This is a genomic window from Caballeronia sp., from assembly GCF_028292365.1.
Taxonomy (GTDB): domain Bacteria; phylum Pseudomonadota; class Gammaproteobacteria; order Burkholderiales; family Burkholderiaceae; genus Caballeronia.
Genome location: NZ_JAQGMM010000360.1, coordinates 1 through 15,801 on the forward strand (window position 1 = coordinate 1; position 15,801 = coordinate 15,801).

Annotated in this window: 17 protein-coding genes; 10 read left to right on the plus strand and 7 right to left on the minus strand. The window is 62.6% G+C overall.

Going from position 1 to position 15,801, the window contains the following annotated elements; genetic code table 11:
- Nucleotides 1-82: 82 nt before the first annotated feature.
- From JWR14_RS21935 to JWR14_RS21975, 9 genes are all read left to right on the plus strand, one after another.
- Complete coding sequence (locus JWR14_RS21935; RefSeq protein ID WP_277033370.1) at nucleotides 83-496, plus strand: type II secretion system protein N; 414 nt, start codon at nucleotides 83-85, stop codon at nucleotides 494-496.
- A gap of 243 nt (nucleotides 497-739) precedes the next feature.
- Entirely contained in the window at nucleotides 740-1,180 is a 441-nt protein-coding gene (gene gspG / locus JWR14_RS21940) for a type II secretion system major pseudopilin GspG (protein ID WP_277033372.1), read from the plus strand.
- Between the two features lie 52 nt (nucleotides 1,181-1,232).
- Nucleotides 1,233-1,739, plus strand: a complete 507-nt coding sequence (locus tag JWR14_RS21945; protein WP_299711427.1) for a GspH/FimT family pseudopilin — start codon at nucleotides 1,233-1,235, stop codon at nucleotides 1,737-1,739.
- On the plus strand, nucleotides 1,739-2,152 hold the full coding sequence (gene gspI, locus JWR14_RS21950) for a type II secretion system minor pseudopilin GspI (RefSeq protein ID WP_299711430.1): 414 nt from the start codon (nucleotides 1,739-1,741) through the stop codon (nucleotides 2,150-2,152). The genes JWR14_RS21945 and gspI overlap by 1 nt, the downstream gene beginning before the upstream one ends.
- A complete protein-coding gene (locus JWR14_RS21955; RefSeq protein WP_299711433.1) occupies nucleotides 2,130-2,828 on the plus strand; it encodes a prepilin-type N-terminal cleavage/methylation domain-containing protein in 699 nt (232 codons plus the stop codon). The genes gspI and JWR14_RS21955 overlap by 23 nt, the downstream gene beginning before the upstream one ends.
- A gap of 2 nt (nucleotides 2,829-2,830) precedes the next feature.
- Nucleotides 2,831-3,967 carry a type II secretion system minor pseudopilin GspK gene (gspK, locus tag JWR14_RS21960; RefSeq protein ID WP_299711436.1) on the plus strand — a complete coding sequence of 379 codons (1,137 nt, stop codon included), beginning with the start codon at nucleotides 2,831-2,833 and terminating at the stop codon, nucleotides 3,965-3,967.
- 87 nt (nucleotides 3,968-4,054) lie between these two features.
- Nucleotides 4,055-5,356, plus strand: coding sequence for a type II secretion system protein GspL (gene gspL / locus JWR14_RS21965; protein WP_299711439.1), 1,302 nt, complete (start codon nucleotides 4,055-4,057; stop codon nucleotides 5,354-5,356).
- The gene (locus JWR14_RS21970) at nucleotides 5,353-5,856 is read left to right on the plus strand and encodes a type II secretion system protein M (RefSeq protein ID WP_299711442.1); all 504 of its coding nucleotides are present in this window, start codon (nucleotides 5,353-5,355) and stop codon (nucleotides 5,854-5,856) included. The genes gspL and JWR14_RS21970 overlap by 4 nt, the downstream gene beginning before the upstream one ends.
- On the plus strand, nucleotides 5,853-6,644 hold the full coding sequence (locus tag JWR14_RS21975; RefSeq protein WP_299711445.1) for a type II secretion system protein N: 792 nt from the start codon (nucleotides 5,853-5,855) through the stop codon (nucleotides 6,642-6,644). Before JWR14_RS21970 ends, JWR14_RS21975 begins: the two co-directional genes overlap by 4 nt.
- Before the next feature lie 135 nt (nucleotides 6,645-6,779).
- Here JWR14_RS21975 and JWR14_RS21980 read toward each other — a convergent pair whose 3' ends face one another.
- The 6 genes from JWR14_RS21980 to ada form a co-directional block, all read right to left on the minus strand.
- A complete protein-coding gene (locus tag JWR14_RS21980; RefSeq protein WP_299711448.1) occupies nucleotides 6,780-8,366 on the minus strand; it encodes an efflux transporter outer membrane subunit in 1,587 nt (528 codons plus the stop codon).
- 265 nt (nucleotides 8,367-8,631) lie between these two features.
- On the minus strand, nucleotides 8,632-8,889 hold the full coding sequence (locus tag JWR14_RS21985) for a hypothetical protein (RefSeq protein ID WP_299711451.1): 258 nt from the start codon (nucleotides 8,887-8,889) through the stop codon (nucleotides 8,632-8,634).
- An 800-nt stretch (nucleotides 8,890-9,689) separates the two neighbouring features.
- A complete protein-coding gene (locus JWR14_RS21990; RefSeq protein WP_299711454.1) occupies nucleotides 9,690-10,283 on the minus strand; it encodes a hypothetical protein in 594 nt (197 codons plus the stop codon).
- A 243-nt stretch (nucleotides 10,284-10,526) separates the two neighbouring features.
- On the minus strand, nucleotides 10,527-12,146 hold the full coding sequence (gene gshA / locus JWR14_RS21995; protein ID WP_299711457.1) for a glutamate--cysteine ligase: 1,620 nt from the start codon (nucleotides 12,144-12,146) through the stop codon (nucleotides 10,527-10,529).
- 282 nt (nucleotides 12,147-12,428) lie between these two features.
- Entirely contained in the window at nucleotides 12,429-13,397 is a 969-nt protein-coding gene (locus JWR14_RS22000; protein ID WP_299711460.1) for an AlkA N-terminal domain-containing protein, read from the minus strand.
- A gap of 48 nt (nucleotides 13,398-13,445) precedes the next feature.
- Nucleotides 13,446-14,555 (minus strand): bifunctional DNA-binding transcriptional regulator/O6-methylguanine-DNA methyltransferase Ada, encoded by a 1,110-nt coding sequence (gene ada, locus JWR14_RS22005; protein ID WP_299711463.1) that lies wholly within the window; start codon nucleotides 14,553-14,555, stop codon nucleotides 13,446-13,448.
- Between the two features lie 415 nt (nucleotides 14,556-14,970).
- On the opposite strand from ada, the gene JWR14_RS22010 reads away from it, so the two are divergent.
- The gene (locus JWR14_RS22010) at nucleotides 14,971-15,378 is read left to right on the plus strand and encodes a VOC family protein (protein WP_299711465.1); all 408 of its coding nucleotides are present in this window, start codon (nucleotides 14,971-14,973) and stop codon (nucleotides 15,376-15,378) included.
- 34 nt (nucleotides 15,379-15,412) lie between these two features.
- Here the strand turns inward: JWR14_RS22010 and JWR14_RS22015 are convergent.
- The coding region (locus JWR14_RS22015) for a YaeQ family protein (RefSeq protein WP_299711468.1) at nucleotides 15,413-15,801 on the minus strand (389 nt) is incomplete at its 5' end.

The window sequence follows — 15,801 nt, forward strand, 5'->3', positions numbered from 1 at the left end:
GGCGTCGTGCTGGTGATCGTGCTGGCGGTGATGCTGCCGATCATCGAATTGAATAATCTGGTGCAGTGAAGAAGCCCATCCCATGAATGCATTCCAGACCCGCCTGCTATCGCTTATCGCGCTCGCCATTTTCTGCGCGACGCTGACGTGGTGGGTGATCACGCTGACGACTCACCAGAGCGCGCCGTTGCCCGCGGCGGCGGCGGGGCGCGCGCCGTCGGTGGAACAGGCGGCCACGTTGTTCGGCGGGCAGTTGCAGCATCAGGAGAACCAGGACGTGCACTTGTTCGGGATCCTCGCGCTGCAGCACGGCGCGGCGGCGATCGTAAGTTACGGCGGCGAACCGGCGCGCGCCATCTCGCTGGGCGGGCCGCTGACGCCGGGCGTGACGATCAAGGAAGTTCGCTCGCGCTCGATCATCATCGATAGAAAGGGCAAGCGCTCTGAAATATTCCTGCCGCCGAACGCGCCCGGCCCAACCATTTATGTGCGCTGAAGCCGTCCAGGATCAAACGGATCGGGCGAGGCGACGCTTACGAAGTGAAATCCGCGCAACCGGACCTATAGAATGCTTGCCTGCCCGCAACGATCGTTGATTGTTCCGATGAATGGTTCATGGTCCGAATAAGGGCGGCGGACGGGCATCGAACATCGTGTCGGGCCTGAGGGCTGTTACGAATCAATTGGAAAGGAAGATCAAGTCATGCAAATGTGGATGAAGCGCCGCTACGAACTCCAGATGGCGCAAGGTACGCAGCAATCGCGTCGCCAGCGCGGTTTTACGCTGATCGAAATCATGGTCGTGATCGCGATTCTCGGCATTCTCGCCGCGTTGATCGTGCCCAAGATCATGAGCCGCCCGGACGAAGCGCGTCGCGTGGCGGCGAAGGCGGATATTGGTTCGGTCATGCAGTCGTTGAATCTTTATCGACTCGATAACGGCCGCTATCCGACGCAGGAGCAGGGGCTGCGCGCGCTGGTCGAAAAGCCGACCACTGAACCGATCCCGAACAACTGGAAAGGCGGCGGTTATATGGATCGCGTTCCAGTCGATCCATGGGGCAAGGAATATCAGTACCTGAACCCGGGCGTGCATGGCGAAGTGGACGTATTCAGCTATGGCGCCGACAGCAGGCCGGGTGGCGAGGGTAATGACGCCGATATCGGCTCGTGGCAATAGGTTTTTTTAGCCTCTCCTTGCTGCTCTTTAACAGAAGCTAATCGACGTGAACATGCAGCACAAGCCGGACTGTTCAGCACCCGAGGCGCCGCGCCGCGCGAAGGTGCGGCGGCAGGCCGGCTTTACGCTGCTGGAAATGCTGGTGGTGCTGGTGATCGCGGGATTGCTGGTGTCGCTGGCGTCGGTGAAGCTCACGCGCAATCCGCGCACGGACCTGAACGAGGAAGCGCAGCGTCTTGCGCTCCTGTTCGAATCCGCCGGCGACGAAGCGCAAGTGCGGGCAAGGCCTATTGCGTGGCAGCCGCTCGACGGCGGTTTTCGCTTCGATATGCGCACGGAAGACGGTTGGCGTCCGTTGCGCGACGACCTGCTGCGCCCGCGCCGCTGGGAAGGCGGCGTGACGGGTGTGACGATCCAGTATGTGGGTACGGATCAATCGGCGGCGCGGGTGGTGTTCGGCACTGAAGCTATCGACACCCCGATGGAGGTGACGCTCGTCTCGGCATCGGGCAGCGTGACAATCGTGGGTACCGGCAACGGCCGTTATCAGGTGCGCTGATGCCAATTACGTCAACGTCCTCCTTTGACCCTAACTCCAAGCGCTCGCGCGGTTTCACCATGATCGAAGTGCTCGTCGCGCTGGCGATTATCGCGGTGGCGCTGGCGGCGTCGCTGCGCGCGGTGGGCGCGCTTGCCACCGGCGAGGCGGATTTGCATCGGCGGCTGCTGGCGGGCTGGAGCGCCGATAACGAACTCGCGCGATTGCGTCTCACGCATACGTGGCCGGACATCGGAACGCGCACGTTCGATTGCTCGCAGGGCAATCTCAAGCTGATTTGCACCGACCGCGTGTCGAGCACGCCGAATCCGATTTTCCGGCGCGTGGAAGTCATCGTGGAGTCGCCAGGAATCTCCGGCAATCTCGCGCAAATGGTCATGGTGGTGGCGAATGAAACCAGCCGTTCGCTCTAGGCGCGACGTTCGCCGCGCTCGTAGCCATCGTGGCACTCGTGGCTTTACGCTGATCGAGATGCTGGTCGCCATCGCGATCCTCGCGGTGATCGCGGTGCTGTCGTGGCGCGGCCTCGATCAGATCATGCGCGGCCGCACGACCATCACGAACGCGATGGAAGATGAGCGCGTGGTGGCGCAGTTGTTCGACCAGATGCGCATCGACGCCCGCCAGGCCGCCACGGACGATGAAGCCGGCCAGGCCGCGGTCGCTATCGGCCGGAATGCGCTGCAGATTGTTCGCGGTGTCTATGCACAAGGTGTAGCGCCGCGCTTGCAGGTCGTGCGCTACCGCTTGACCGACGGCGGCCGGGTGGTGCGTTTTGCATCGCCGCCGCTTGGCAACGTGGGTGAAGTACGGCGGGCGCTATCGGCGTCGGACAACTCCGATGGCTGGACCGCGATACCGCTGATGGGCGGCGTCTCGACCTTCGCCACGCGCGCTTACGTGCCCAAAACCGGCTGGACGATGCGCATGGACGACGTGACGGCGCAAATCACGCAGAACGATAACAACCTGAAAGTGCCGCAGCTCGGCAACGCGCCGTTGCCGCGCGCGGTGACGGGCATTCAGATCGCGGTCGGCGCGCACAATCTGGCGCTGCCGATCACGCGTGTGTTCCTGATCGGAGAATGACCATGCGTTCTTCATCGGTTCAGGCGAAACGGCTCAGGTTATCGAGGCCTTCCAGGCATTTACAACAGCGCGGTGTCGCGATCATCAGCGCGCTGCTGGTCGTGGCGTTGTCGGCAATCATCGTGTCAGGTTTGTTGTGGCGCCAGCAAGTGCAGGTCCGCCGTATCGAGAACCAGCGGCTGCTCGCGCAGGCGCAATGGATTTCGCGCAGCGCGCTCGACTGGACCCGGTTGATCCTGCGTTCCGAAGCCGATTCCGCGCCGAACGTCACCTATCTCGGCGGCGTGTGGGGCGTGCCGATCGCTAAGACCCGGCTGTCGGACTTTCTCGGCCAAATTGGCGATGTGCGGGCGCAGCAGGGCGCGTCCACGTATCTGTCGGGATCGATTGAAGATGCGCAGGCCAAGTTCAACCTGCGCAACCTGGTCTCCACGCCGACACCCGGCCTGCTGACCATCAATGTGCAGGAAATCGCGTCGTTCCAGCGGCTGCTGACGCTGCTCGGGCTCGATGCGTCGTTGGCGAAGACCGTCGCGCTGCAGATCCGGGCCGGGCTGGCGCAGTCGGCGACGCGGTTCCAGACGCAGTCGACCACCGCCGCCGCGGCCTCGCCTGCCTCCACGATTGCCGCGATCGCGCAGGGCGGGGGAACGGGCGGCGGCAATTTCACGGACGACCCCGGCCTCGCCGATGCAGACAGCAGCGCACCCGTTGCGCCGCTGCAGATGATCAACGTGGAGTCGTTGCTCGATGTCCCCGGTTTTTCGCCGGAAGCCGTAGAGAAATTGCGGCCATTCGTGACGGTGCTGCCGACCACGACATCGGTGAACATGAATACCGCGACGGCCGAGGTGATTGCCGCGACGGTGCCCGGCATGTCGCTGTCACAGGCACAGGCGTTTGTGGCGCGCCGCGAGACCGTGTTTTTCCACGATGTCGGCAACGTGCAGCTCGCGCTGACCGGCGCGGGCGCGCCAACGGCCAACATCGATCCAAACCAGATGGACGTCACCACCAAGTATTTCCTGATCCACGGCCGCGTGCAGCACGAACGGGCGGAAGTCGACCGGACAACCTTGCTGTATCGCGATCCGGCGACGCATACCACGCGTATTGTCTATGTGCGCGACCAGCTTTGATGCGTTTGGACGGGTTTCATCGGAACGATGTCGCAGTACGCGCAGTACAGTAAATAACTTTCGATACAGAAAACTAGAGAGCGGCCTTTGAGCACATTGATCGTCCTACTGCCGCCGCGTGATCCGGCGGTGCGCTCCGAAGAGTGGAATTTGCCGGAGCTGCCGTTTCTGCTGCTCGACAAGCGCAACGTCACGCAGCGGGCTGGCCGCGCCGCGCTTTCGCTGCTGCCGCGCGCGAGCGCGACGGTGCTGATTGTCGCTGCGCGCGACCTGTTGCTGACGGCGGCGCAAATGCCGCCGCTGAAAGGTCCGCGCTTGCGTCAGGCCTTGCCCAACGTGGTCGAGGATCAGCTGATCCAGGATCCGCAGACGTGCCATATCGCTGTCGATCCGGTCGCGCTCGCGAGCGGCCGGCGTGTGCTCGCGGTGATCGATCGCGGCTGGTTCCGCTTCGTGCTCGAGGCGTTTGCGAACGCGGGGCATCGGAATGTGAAGGCCGTGCCGGCCATGCGCTGTCTGCCCTTGCAAGAAAGCGTCGCCGATACCCCGAATCCATTCGTCGCGGGCATCCTGGGCGACGTGGTGGCGACTGCCCCGGTTTTGCTCGGCGGCGATACCCTCAGGCCTTCCGAGAGCGCTACGACGCGTGTCGAGATCGCGATTGCGCGCGGCGAGCACGCGGCGTTGGGCGAAGGCCTGGCGATTCCCGCCGATGCCGTGACATCCACGCTCAGCGCACTCGCCGGCGCACAGCCGGCAACGCTGTACACCCTGCGCGACGTTCCTGGCGCTGAGCCTCGGATGACGTCGGCGCGGCCTGCGTTTCCCGGTGCTCAGCCGCTGACGTTCGAAACCCTTGCACGTAACGCGCTCGCGAACCACTTCGACCTGTGCCAGTTCGAGTTCGCCGCGCAGCCGTGGCGGCTCGACCGCGCGACCATGCGGCGCCTGAGACTGCCGGTGGCGCTGCTGGCGGGGGCGCTGGTGGTATCGATGGTCGGTATCAATATTCAGTGGCTCCAACTCGCGCGGCAACGCGACGCGATCAACGCGCAGATGACCGAAACGCTCCTCAACACGTTCCCGAAAACCACGGTCGTACTCGATGCACCTGACCAGATGTCGCGTCAGCTCGACCGCCTGCGGCTGGTTTCGGGACAACTGTCGCCATCTGATTTCCTCTCCCTCGCCGATGCCCTCGCTCGGGCGCTCGGCCCGATCCCGGTGAACGGAATTGCAGGGCTGGATTACCACGATCGGCGGCTGGAAGTGACCTTCAAGCCGGAAACCAAGGTCGATCCTGGCTTGCAGAGACGGTTGGCGGCGAATGGGCTGGCCGGTGGTATCGACAGTAATACCGGCAAGTGGACCATCAGGAGCGCCCAATGAAACAGGTCATCATCGACACTTGGGGCGAGTTCTGGAACGCACGCACCCAGCGTGAAAAAACCATCCTGATGTGGGGCGGCCTGGTGGCGGCCATTGCTCTGGTGTATCTGGTCCTGTGGGCGCCTGCCTATGAAGGCCGCGCGCGGCTTCGCAGCACGCTGCCCGCAATGCAGCTCCAGCTCGCGCAGATGACCGCGCAAGCGAACGAGGCGCGCTCGCTTGCAGGTGGCGGGCAGGGCGTCACGCCGACCGGCGGCGCGTTGCGCGACGCGCTGGCGAAATCGCTTACCGATAACAACATGCCCCCCGCACAGGTCCAGGTGGTCGGCGCGGGCGTGCAGATCCAGTTGAAGAACGCGTCGTTCCCGGAATGGACGGTGTGGCTCGATAACGCCCGGAAGCAGTTCAAGGTGCAGGTCAGCGAGGCGCACATCACGGCGCTCAAACCCGATGGTCAAGTGGATCTGACGACATCGCTGCAACCGGCCCAGGTGCAATGAACTACCGCATGCGGCGGCTTCTCGCGGCTTGGCCGTGGTTCGTGGTGGCGGGAATATCGGTGGTCGTGACGCTGGCCGTCATGCTGCCGGCGGCCTGGATCGTGCCGCAATTCGCGAAGTCGACGGACGGCCATGTGAATCTCGTCGATCCGGCGGGTTCGCTGTGGAAGGGCTCGGCCACGCTGATGTTGGCGACCGGCGGTGGCGTGGGCACTGCCGACGGCGCGACGCTGCTGCCGGGACGAATCGAGTGGCACACGGCTTTCTGGCCCTTGTTCACCGGCCACGTGCGCATGGAGATGCGCCAGACAGAGTCCATGCCGGACTCGGTTTTCGTCGATGCCGGTTTTTCCAGTTCGACGGTTTCCCCGGGCGCGATTACCGTGCCGGCGAGCCTCCTCTCGGGTCTCGGCGCGCCGTTCAATACGCTCAACATGGAAGGCAATGTGCGGCTGACGTGGACCGAATGGCGGATGCTGGGACACAACACCTACGGGCAGGTGATCGTGACGCTCGACGACATGGCGTCCAGCGTGTCGCGCGTGAAGCCGCTGGGGTCGTATCGGGTGGTGTTCCAGGCGGAAGGCCAGGCAGGGACGATCAACTTGACGACGACGTCGTCCGGGCCGTTATTGCTAAGCGGACAAGGGACGGTATCGAAGACATCGAGCGCGTTCAACGGCGTGGCGACGGCCACACCCGAGGCTCGGGAAAATCTGGCGGGATTGTTGAACCTGCTCGGACGGCATACGGGACCGGACACCGTCGAGCTGACCTTCGTTCGATAAAGCCCGGGCGCTTCGCTGCTGTTTTCAGGGCCGCGTTCACCGGGCATTGAGATGGAGAGGGGAGTGGCCGCGAGCGTGCCGTAACGGCGTGTACAACCAGGACATCAAGACCCGGGGGATCCTCGCCCCAGCGCCTTACTCTTTGGCCGTATCGCCGCTCTCGGCCGCAACGGTCGACGAACTCTGCCTGGGATTCAGCGCAGCGCTCGACCCCTTCACCACGACGCCGCTCGCCGGAACCGGTGCGGCTGCTTCAGGCGCCACTGCGCTGCCGGTTTCCTGATCCATTTGCGCGGTATCCCAGCCGCCGCCGAGCGCCTTGATCAATCCCACCGACGACACCATCCGCTCCCCGGCGATATTCGCCAGCTTCTGCTCGGCGGTGAACGCCGTGGTCTGCGCGGTGAGCACGTTGATAAACCCGACCGTGCCCGACTTGTACTGATTGGTCACAATAGCCAGCGCCTGCTGCGCCGACGCAACCGCTTGCTGCTGGATGCCGATTTCGTTCGCTAGAATTCTCTGCGACGCCAGGTTGTCCTCGACGTCCTGGAATGCGGTCAGCACAGCCAGCCGATACGTCGCCACGGCCGAGTCATACGACGCGCGCGCAGCTTCGGTCTGGGCGGCCCGCAAACCGCCATCGAAGATAGTGGCTGCAAGATCCGGCCCAAGTGTCCAGAAGCGCGACGGCGCGGTCAGTAATTGCGAGAATATTGAGCTTTGAAAACCACCCGTTGCCGACAACGTCAGCGTGGGGAAAAACGCCGCAATGGCCACGCCGATCTGCTCGTTCGCCTGCGCCGCCTTGCGCTCGGCCGACGCGATATCGGGCCGCCGTTCGAGGATGGCAGACGGCAGTTGCAGCGGCATGTCGGGCGGCGTGGCGTCCAGCGGCGATGGCGCGAGAGAGAACGTTGACGCCGGCTCGCCGACCAGCACGGCGATCGCGTGTTCGAATTGCGCGCGGGCGACGCCGTTATCAATGGCCGATGCTTGTGCCGATTGCAACTGCGTCTGCGCCTGGATCACGTCCGAGCGCGCGGCCGTGCCTTGCGCGTACTGGTTCTGCGTGAGTTGCAGCGTGCGCTGATAGGCGGCGACGGTGTCGTCGAGGAGCTTTTGCTGCGCGTCCAGCGAACGCAACTGGAAGTACGTTTGCCCGAGCGTGCCTTGCGCCGAAAGCCGTGCGTTGGCGAGATCGGCTGCGGCGCTCTGCTCACCGGCGCGCTGCGCGCCGACCGTCCGGCTGACGGTGCCCCACAAATCCGGTTCCCACGATGCATCGAGGGAAAGATCGTAGTTATTGCTGATCCCACGGCCACTCGACACCGTGCTGGTCGAGCGGCTCGAGGAGCCTGCCCGCGAGCCCGACGCCGATAACCCCAAGGTCGGGAAATACGCCGAACGCGCCTCCGAGACCAGCGCACGCGATTGCCGATAAGCCGCCGCGAATTGCGCAATAGTTTGATTCGACGCGTTCAGCCGCGTTTCGAGGTCGTTCAACTGTGGGTCGTTATAAATCGCCCACCAGTTTCCACGATCCACCCGGTCCGAAGGCTGCGCGACTTTCCAGCCTTCCGGCGCCTCTTTATACGATGCGGGAACGGCGGTGTCAGGGCGCTTGTAGTTCGGACCGACGGCGCAACCGGCCATGGTCAGTGCCAGTGCGAGGACGATTGCGGACTTGGCGGGAAAGACGGGTATTCGGGTGAACGGCATCTGCTCTGGATTCCTGTCGGAGGTTGCGCGTGCTTCAGCGCAATGCGGCGCGAAGCGTTTCGTGCAACCGGTCCGAAATGGTAACTGAACGCGCGTGTAGGGCGGGCGTCGGGCAGGCGTTAGGGTAACGGTTTGAAAGGAAGCTGGGTGTTACTCGCCGTGCGGAATCAGTTACGGGTGATTACGCAACGGTTACGCGACGGATATGCAACTCACGCGCTGCGTGAGTTGCATATCCGTCGCGCCAGGAACGGCGGCGAAGATATCAGGCGTCGCAGTGTTTCGGACGACAGAGCAGCGGAGCCTTGGCGGGAGCCGGGTCCGCTACATTACGCGTGCGGCGGTTTTCGAACCACGCGGCACCCAACACGACAAACGATCCACCCGGCAGCAAGAACACGATCACGTATAGCGCCAGCTTCCATGAGCTCAAGTTGGGCGGCAGGACGTGCAGCAAGGCGGCGGTTATCGAGTGGCCGAAGCGTCGGCCGAGGAGGAGGGTGGTTTGGGCAGCGCGGTTCATCGGGTAAATCCATTTACGCATCGAATGGCTCGATGCTTTCAGTCGGTCAGAACATGGTCTCGGGTGGCGCCGTAGCGCGTAACTCGTTGCTTAGAATAATATTGACTATGCAATCGATTTTCAAGATGCATTCTTTACCAAATTTTTGCGGTGTTGTTTTTCAGTCGCGAGAGTGCGGCTTGCGCCGCATGAGTACCCGTTGTCCGGCGGATCAAGCGCGTCGTTTTGGTTCGGAGACTTTCACCGCGGACGTTTTGTGTACTGCGTCCGCCAGTGCTTCGATGAACCGCACGCGGCTTCTGAGCGTCACGTGAATTCCTTTAGCCGGAGCGGTGGAGGCGCTGATTACGGCTTTTAGCCCGCTAGAACAGGGTCTTTCTGGAAATATCATCTTGAGCGGAGAGGGCCGCTGCGCATTGGAGAGACCACGTCGCGTCCGGGGTCAGACGTGCGACACAGAATCGTGGGCACGGTGAAGCAATGAATGTGTTCAACGCCAATCCGGACACTTCCGGTGGACCCATCGGCGTGTGTTTGCGCTCGGCTGAGCCGCCGCGAGCACATCGGACAGGCGAAGACACAACGCATTGCCTCGGCGGATTAAAACAATGCCTATGCAAGGGTTTTAACTATCGAACCGATAGTAACGAGCCTGTCGATGCACTAATTAGTATGTAGCCGCCACATTCTCGCCGTTGATGGCCGTATTCCCGCAGATTGGGCGTTTGCCTGATCGCATAAGCAAAAGGCCGCGCTCCTGACGAGAGCGCGGCCTTCTGCAATCAACAATCGATGGGAACCTACTGCGGCGTCAGGTCCTGACCAGATTGTCCTGGCTGATTCTGGAGCGTAGGCGGCATCGGTTGTACTGGAAGGTTTTGCGGCATCGGCCGTGATGGCGGCGCAGGAGAAACCGGAGGCAACGCGTTCCCGGTCGCCGTCGCGCCACCCGGCGTGCCCATCTGCGATGGCCTGCCGCGCACGAATTGCTTGAAGTCCGCGCCCGCCTTCCACGGATTCGGCTCGCAACCGAGCATGTTGTCGCAATGGGCGGCGAAGCCGATCGTCGCTGTCCCTTCGTTGCTCGGCGTCTTGGTGATCTGGTACGCGAGCGCGCGTTTGCCGCCGGACGGCCCGTCGGTCTGGATGATCGAATCCGTCACGGTCTGCAGCTTGTATTCAGAGTGGTTGCTGACCCAAACTTGCGCACGCGCCCACCACGCGTCGCATTCGGCCTTGTTCGTACAGGTAAGCGGCGCCGTGGCCTGCTCCATGGTTTCACCTGCTATCTGGCCGGTCGTCGAGCAGCCGGCCAGCAGAGCGATTGCCGCGACTACCGTACTCATCGCCGCCGTCTTGGCCAGGCTCGCGCTTCCCAACAGGTCTTTTCTCATTTTTCTTCCTCTACTTGATGTGTGTCCAGGCCGGCCGATTAAACCCGGCCGGCCGCTGATTGGTCTGGTTCAGCTGATACGTCGCTATTTTCAGACCTGACCCACGCGCGAGCGTTTCCACGGGTTGCGCACTGTTGCAAAACAAGTAAGGGTTGCCGCTGCTGAAGCTGTGCGGCGAGGAAAAAGCTGCTGAATTGCCGGGCATCGGCTTGCGCGTCTGCTTTGCAGCCCGCGCCTACCGGTTCAGACGCTAATGCGGTTCAACGTGTAAGCACGATAAGCGCCGACGAATGCATCGAACGAACCGACCTCTTCACGCTCGATTCTTGCCTGATCGTCCAGCGACTTTGCAGCAAGCGCCGCCATTTCGCGCTCGGCTTGGGCGCTGAGCGGACGGCCACGGAAATAATCGGCGTGCTTTGCGCTCAGTTCCAGCGCAAATTCGTTGAAGCTTTGATGCTTCTCGCGCATGGTCTCTAACACGCGGGCGGACGGTGTCAGCGAGACATCGGCCAATCGTGCGCGCTGGGCCTTCAAGGCGGTCATGTGTTCATCAATGCCATGCAGCGCGTCGAGCGCCTGCGCGACCGGTTCAATGGCGTCGAGCAATGAATCGGCCCAATCTTGCATGGGGACCTCGCGGCCATCGCGCGCCAGGGTCAGGCCGGGCTTGCGGCCTTCCTTCGTGATGCGGGCGAAGTTTTCGTTGGCTTCCGTGTTGGCGGAGCGCGGCAAAAGCGGGCTGTCTTCGATCGCGCAATACAGCAGATACGCGTCCATGAAACGCGTGGTCTCCAGCGAAATCCCGGTGGGCTCGAACGGGTCGATATCGAGGCAACGCACTTCAATGTATTGCACGCCACGCGACGACAAAGCATGCAACGGCCGCTCTCCAGGTTGCGTGACACGCTTTGGCCGAATGGTCGAGTAGAACTCGTTTTCGATCTGCAGCACGTTCGTGTTGATCTGCACCCACTCGCCGTCGCGCTGCGTGCCCATGGCTTCATACGCCGGATACGGCTCGCTGACCGCTTTCGCGAGCACGTCGAGGTAACCGTCGAGCGTGTCGTAGCTTGGCAGCAGCGCGGATTGCGCTGGGTTGTTCGTGTAGCCGAGATCGCTCATCCGCAGGCTGGTGGCGTACGGCAGATAACGCGTGGTGGCGTCGAAAGTCTCAAGCGTATTCAGTCGGCCGCGCAAAAACTGCTCGTTGAGCGCCGGCGATGCGCCGAACAAATACATCAGCAGCCAGCTTGTCCGCCGAAAATTCCGGATCAGCGCGAAGTATCGTTCGGACTGGAAATCGACGAGCGGCACGGCGCTGCGGTTATCGAGCGCGGCCCATGCGCGCCACACGTCTTCGTGCAGCGAGTAGTTGTAGTGAATCCCGGCGATACATTGCATGGTGCGGCCGTATCGCAGCGATAAGCCGCGCCGGTACACGTGCTTCAACATGCCGATATTCGATGTGCCATACCAGCCGATAGGGATGTCCTGGTCGGCGGGAAGCACGTTGGGCATGGAGTCGTTCCAGAGCAATTCGCTGCCGAGATGCGCATAGGCGAAGCGATGCAAGTCGTCCAGTTGCTCAAGCGTGCGCGCGACGTCATGCTCGGCCGGCGTGATCAGTTCGATCAGCGCTTCGGAGTAGTCGGTGGTGATGAGCGGATGCGTGAGCGCGGAGCCGAACGTGCGCGGATGCGGCGTGGTGGCAAGCGTCCCGTCGTGCGTCACCCGCAGGCTTTCCTTCTCGATGCCGCGCAGCCCCTGGCGTAACGCAGCGCCTTGCGGGCCGCTGGTCAGCGCGGATAAGCGGCGCTGGAAGGCGCTGTTGGACGGAGATGAGAAATTCGTATTTGCCATTGCTGCGACGGTTGCGTGTCTGGCGCCGAACAGAATGCGCCGAACCAGATTTTTGGGTAGCGGGCACTTTAACATCTCAGTGTAAGACGTGCTTGAACCCTTGCCGGATAAGGGTTTGCGCGAATTCCAGTGGTTTGGCGCGCGGTTTGGGGCCGGTTCGCAGCGGCGGGTTTAGATAGACGATGCGGGGTTTGAGGTTCGGCTGCGTAAGCGGCAGTGAGCGGGGCGGGTTTCAGGATCCGCTTCGGGCCCATGTAGCGATGCCTATAACGATGCCGCGCATCATCCGCCTTTCGCCGATCCCGCTCGATCGGCGATCTCGTTCCACACATGCAATGCAGCATACGCGCGATACGGCCGCCACGCCTCAGCCCGGGCGCGCAACGCTGCCGCCTTTGCCATCGATGGATCGCGTGCCACCAGCGCCTGCATCAGGATCAGGTCAGTGCCGGGCCATGCGTCGGCATCGCGTAGTGCGCGCATCGCGACATATTCCACCGTCCACGGCCCGATACCCGGCATGGCCAACAACGCCGCCCGCAGTTCGGTGCGGTCCGCGTTCGGATCGTCTAGCGGCAGCGCGCCTGCCGCAACCTCGCGTGCGAAACCCTGCAACGCGGCCACGCGTTTGCCCGGCATGCCGATCTTCTCCAGATCGACCGCAGCCAGCGCGGCGGGCGTGGGGAAACGCCAGGCCGTGCCGGCGTGCGGATGATCGGTGAGTGGCGTACCGGCGCGTTCGACCAGCCTTCCCACAATAGTCGATGCCGCTTTCACGCTGACCTGCTGGCCGACTATCGCGCGCACGACCAGTTCGAAGCCCGACCACGCGCCGGGGACGCGCAGCCCCGGCACGGCTCGCGTCAGCGGCGCGAACCACGGATCGCGGGCGAGATGCGCGGCGATGGCGGGGGCGTCGGCCCGGAGATCGAACATGCGTGTCAGATGCTCGCCGATCGCTTTTGCATGGCGGCTCGCGGCGCCTTCCAATGTCGCGACGAGGCACGGTTTGCTGGCGTGCTTTGTCACGCTGAGCGTGCCTGAATCGCCGAGCCACTCAATGGCCCGGCGATACGAGCCGTCCTCCACCGCTTCGACGCCAAGCGTCGCGCGTCCCGCAAAAAATCGCAGGACGCGTGGCCAATCGTAGGGTTCAACGTAGGGCAGCTGGAGGCGGGTCGGTTTGGTTTGTGGCAATTTAGGCGCGTTCGAAAGCAGGGAGGATTGGGCAATGAGGATGCTGATCGGCATCGTATCCTGTTCAATTTGCTCCCGACGCCGAAAGCCCGCCGCGCGCGATCAACCCAGATCCTCCGCGCCAGCGGTTTCAAGCGGCGCAGCCTCCCGATGCTCTTTTTCCGCCGATAACAACGCGACCTTGCGCGCCGTGCCCCATCGATACCCCGCGAGCGCGCCATCCTTATGCACCACGCGATGACACGGAATGGCGAGCGCCACCGGGTTCGATGCGCACGCATTCGCCACCGCCCGCACCGCCCGCGGCGACCCAAGCGTTTCGGCGATATCCGTATAGCTGCGCGTCTGGCCGTACGGAATCCTCTGCAACGCGTCCCATACCCGCTGCTGGAAAGCCGTAGCGCTGATGTCGAGCGGAAGGTCGAAGTGCTCTCGCGTGCCGCGCAGATAGGCATCAATTTGCACGATAAACGGTGCGAGCCGCGCCTTGTCCTCGATCCGTTCCGCGTCCGACAACTCATGCGCCAGTTCGGCTTCGAGCGCGACTGGGTTATCGCCGAAAGCGATCTTGCAGATGCCCTTGGCCGTTGCGGCGACCAGCACGATCCCGAGCGCCGTTTGCGCCGTCGCGAAATGCACGACCAACCCTGCCCCCTTGCGTCGATAAGTCGACGGCGTCATCCCCAACTCGGCGGGCGCCGCTTCATACATACGCGACGTCGAACCGAAGCCGGCGTCGTGCATGGCGCGCGTCACGTCGTCGCCACGCTGGAGTGCACCGCGCAATGTATCCGCGCGGCGGGCCGCCTGATATTGCCGCGGCGACACGCCGACCACACGTGAAAACAGCCGCTGCAAATGAAACGGACTGACATGCACGGCGCGGCTCAATTCAGCGAGGGTCACGCGTTGCTGCGGGTCGGCGTCGAGCGCCTTGCACGCCCGCTCCACAATAGCCAGCTCGCGCGACAGGCTGCCCGGCTGACACCGCTTGCACGCCCGATAACCGGCAGCTTCGGCTTGCTTGGGGGTATCGAAGAATTCGACGTTGTCACGCCGCGGCTGCCGCGACGCACACGACGGGCGGCAAAACACGCCGGTCGTACGAACGGCATAGAAGAATTCGCCGTCGGCGCTTGAATCGCGGCTCAACAGGGCGTTCCAACGGGTTTCATCGTTGGAAAAAGTAGCGGTACTGTGTTCGGTTTTCATCACAATCCTCGGTTTGCGAAGGGTACGTGACTACTTTAGAGGCGCACGTCTATAGGTACTCGCCGGATCTTGCTCTGTCATTTCTTCCTTGGATGACGGGGATGTGAACGCATGGACAAATGACGCACAGATGCGACACATCATCACCATAGGGGTTTTTACTACGATAAGTGTTGCATCGCTCCTATCGGCTGTGTAATATCGGAACTGTCTCCTCCATGTCTCCTCCTGATATGGATTCAGCCCGCTCCGCAACGAGCGGGCTTTTTTTCGTCTGTACACTTTGGAGCCTTGATAGCCGTGCTGTTTCGCAACACTTGCTAAACTTCAAGCTGATTTTTGTGCCAATTCATTGATTGGCACCACGGTGCCAATTCATTGATTGGCACCACGCAAAAAAAAACGGAGACATGCGATGCACATACCCATTCGCGAGATTGATCACGTCGTCATTCGCTGTACGAACCTTGACGCCATGGTCGGCTTTTACAAGACGGTGCTGGGATGTCCGGTGGAGAAGGAACAGCGCGAGATCGGGTTGGTGCAGATGCGCGCGGGGCGCTCGCTGATCGACCTGCTGGCGGTGGGCGCGAAGATCGACCGGCTGGAAAGCGGCACGCCGGGCACGGGCAACAACATGGATCACCTGTGCCTGCGCGTGGAACCGTTCGATTCCGCCGCGTTGCGTGCGCATCTGCTTGAAAACGGTGTGCGCATAGGGGAAGAAGCACGTCGCTACGGTGCTGAAGGCTTCGGCCCGTCGCTCTATTTCTTCGATCTGGAAGGCAATCTCGTCGAACTGAAAGGGCCGCCGGAAGCCTGATTGGCGGACGGCCCTGGTCACGCTGGTTATTCAGTCAACGCGGTTTTCCCTTGAACACCGTCCAGTCGATAGCGACCGGATCGACCGTCGCGCTGCCCAGCGACGCCTCGCCGTCCTGCACCGTGCATTGAAGCCGCATGGTCCGTTCCGCCAACGCGCCGAGCGCTGTGGCCACGCCATCGGTGAGCGACCAGACTGTCACGTTCTGCATACGTTCGACCTTCGCCTTGACGCCCTGCCACCAGATCTCGGAGGTGCGGCCGCCGTACGCGATTACGATCACCCGATCCGCGCGTCCGCTCGCCTTCGCGATGCGCCGTTCTTCCGGCTGGCCGACTTCAATCCACGTTTCGATTTGTCCGGTCAGATCCTTTTGCCAGAGATCGGGTTCGTCGGTGTCAGACAGCCCTTTGGTGAATTCGA

Coding starts and splice junctions, on each gene's coding strand:
- JWR14_RS21935 (WP_277033370.1), top strand. CDS start 83: ATGAATGCATTCCAGACCCGCCTGCTATCGCTTATCGCGCTCGCCATT.
- gspG (WP_277033372.1), top strand. CDS start 740: ATGGCGCAAGGTACGCAGCAATCGCGTCGCCAGCGCGGTTTTACGCTG.
- JWR14_RS21945 (WP_299711427.1), top strand. CDS start 1,233: ATGCAGCACAAGCCGGACTGTTCAGCACCCGAGGCGCCGCGCCGCGCG.
- gspI (WP_299711430.1), top strand. CDS start 1,739: ATGCCAATTACGTCAACGTCCTCCTTTGACCCTAACTCCAAGCGCTCG.
- JWR14_RS21955 (WP_299711433.1), top strand. CDS start 2,130: ATGAAACCAGCCGTTCGCTCTAGGCGCGACGTTCGCCGCGCTCGTAGC.
- gspK (WP_299711436.1), top strand. CDS start 2,831: ATGCGTTCTTCATCGGTTCAGGCGAAACGGCTCAGGTTATCGAGGCCT.
- JWR14_RS21970 (WP_299711442.1), top strand. CDS start 5,353: ATGAAACAGGTCATCATCGACACTTGGGGCGAGTTCTGGAACGCACGC.
- JWR14_RS21975 (WP_299711445.1), top strand. CDS start 5,853: ATGAACTACCGCATGCGGCGGCTTCTCGCGGCTTGGCCGTGGTTCGTG.
- JWR14_RS21980 (WP_299711448.1), bottom strand. CDS start 8,366: ATGCCGTTCACCCGAATACCCGTCTTTCCCGCCAAGTCCGCAATCGTC.
- JWR14_RS21985 (WP_299711451.1), bottom strand. CDS start 8,889: ATGAACCGCGCTGCCCAAACCACCCTCCTCCTCGGCCGACGCTTCGGC.
- JWR14_RS21990 (WP_299711454.1), bottom strand. CDS start 10,283: ATGAGAAAAGACCTGTTGGGAAGCGCGAGCCTGGCCAAGACGGCGGCG.
- gshA (WP_299711457.1), bottom strand. CDS start 12,146: ATGGCAAATACGAATTTCTCATCTCCGTCCAACAGCGCCTTCCAGCGC.
- JWR14_RS22000 (WP_299711460.1), bottom strand. CDS start 13,397: ATGCCGATCAGCATCCTCATTGCCCAATCCTCCCTGCTTTCGAACGCG.
- ada (WP_299711463.1), bottom strand. CDS start 14,555: ATGAAAACCGAACACAGTACCGCTACTTTTTCCAACGATGAAACCCGT.
- JWR14_RS22010 (WP_299711465.1), top strand. CDS start 14,971: ATGCACATACCCATTCGCGAGATTGATCACGTCGTCATTCGCTGTACG.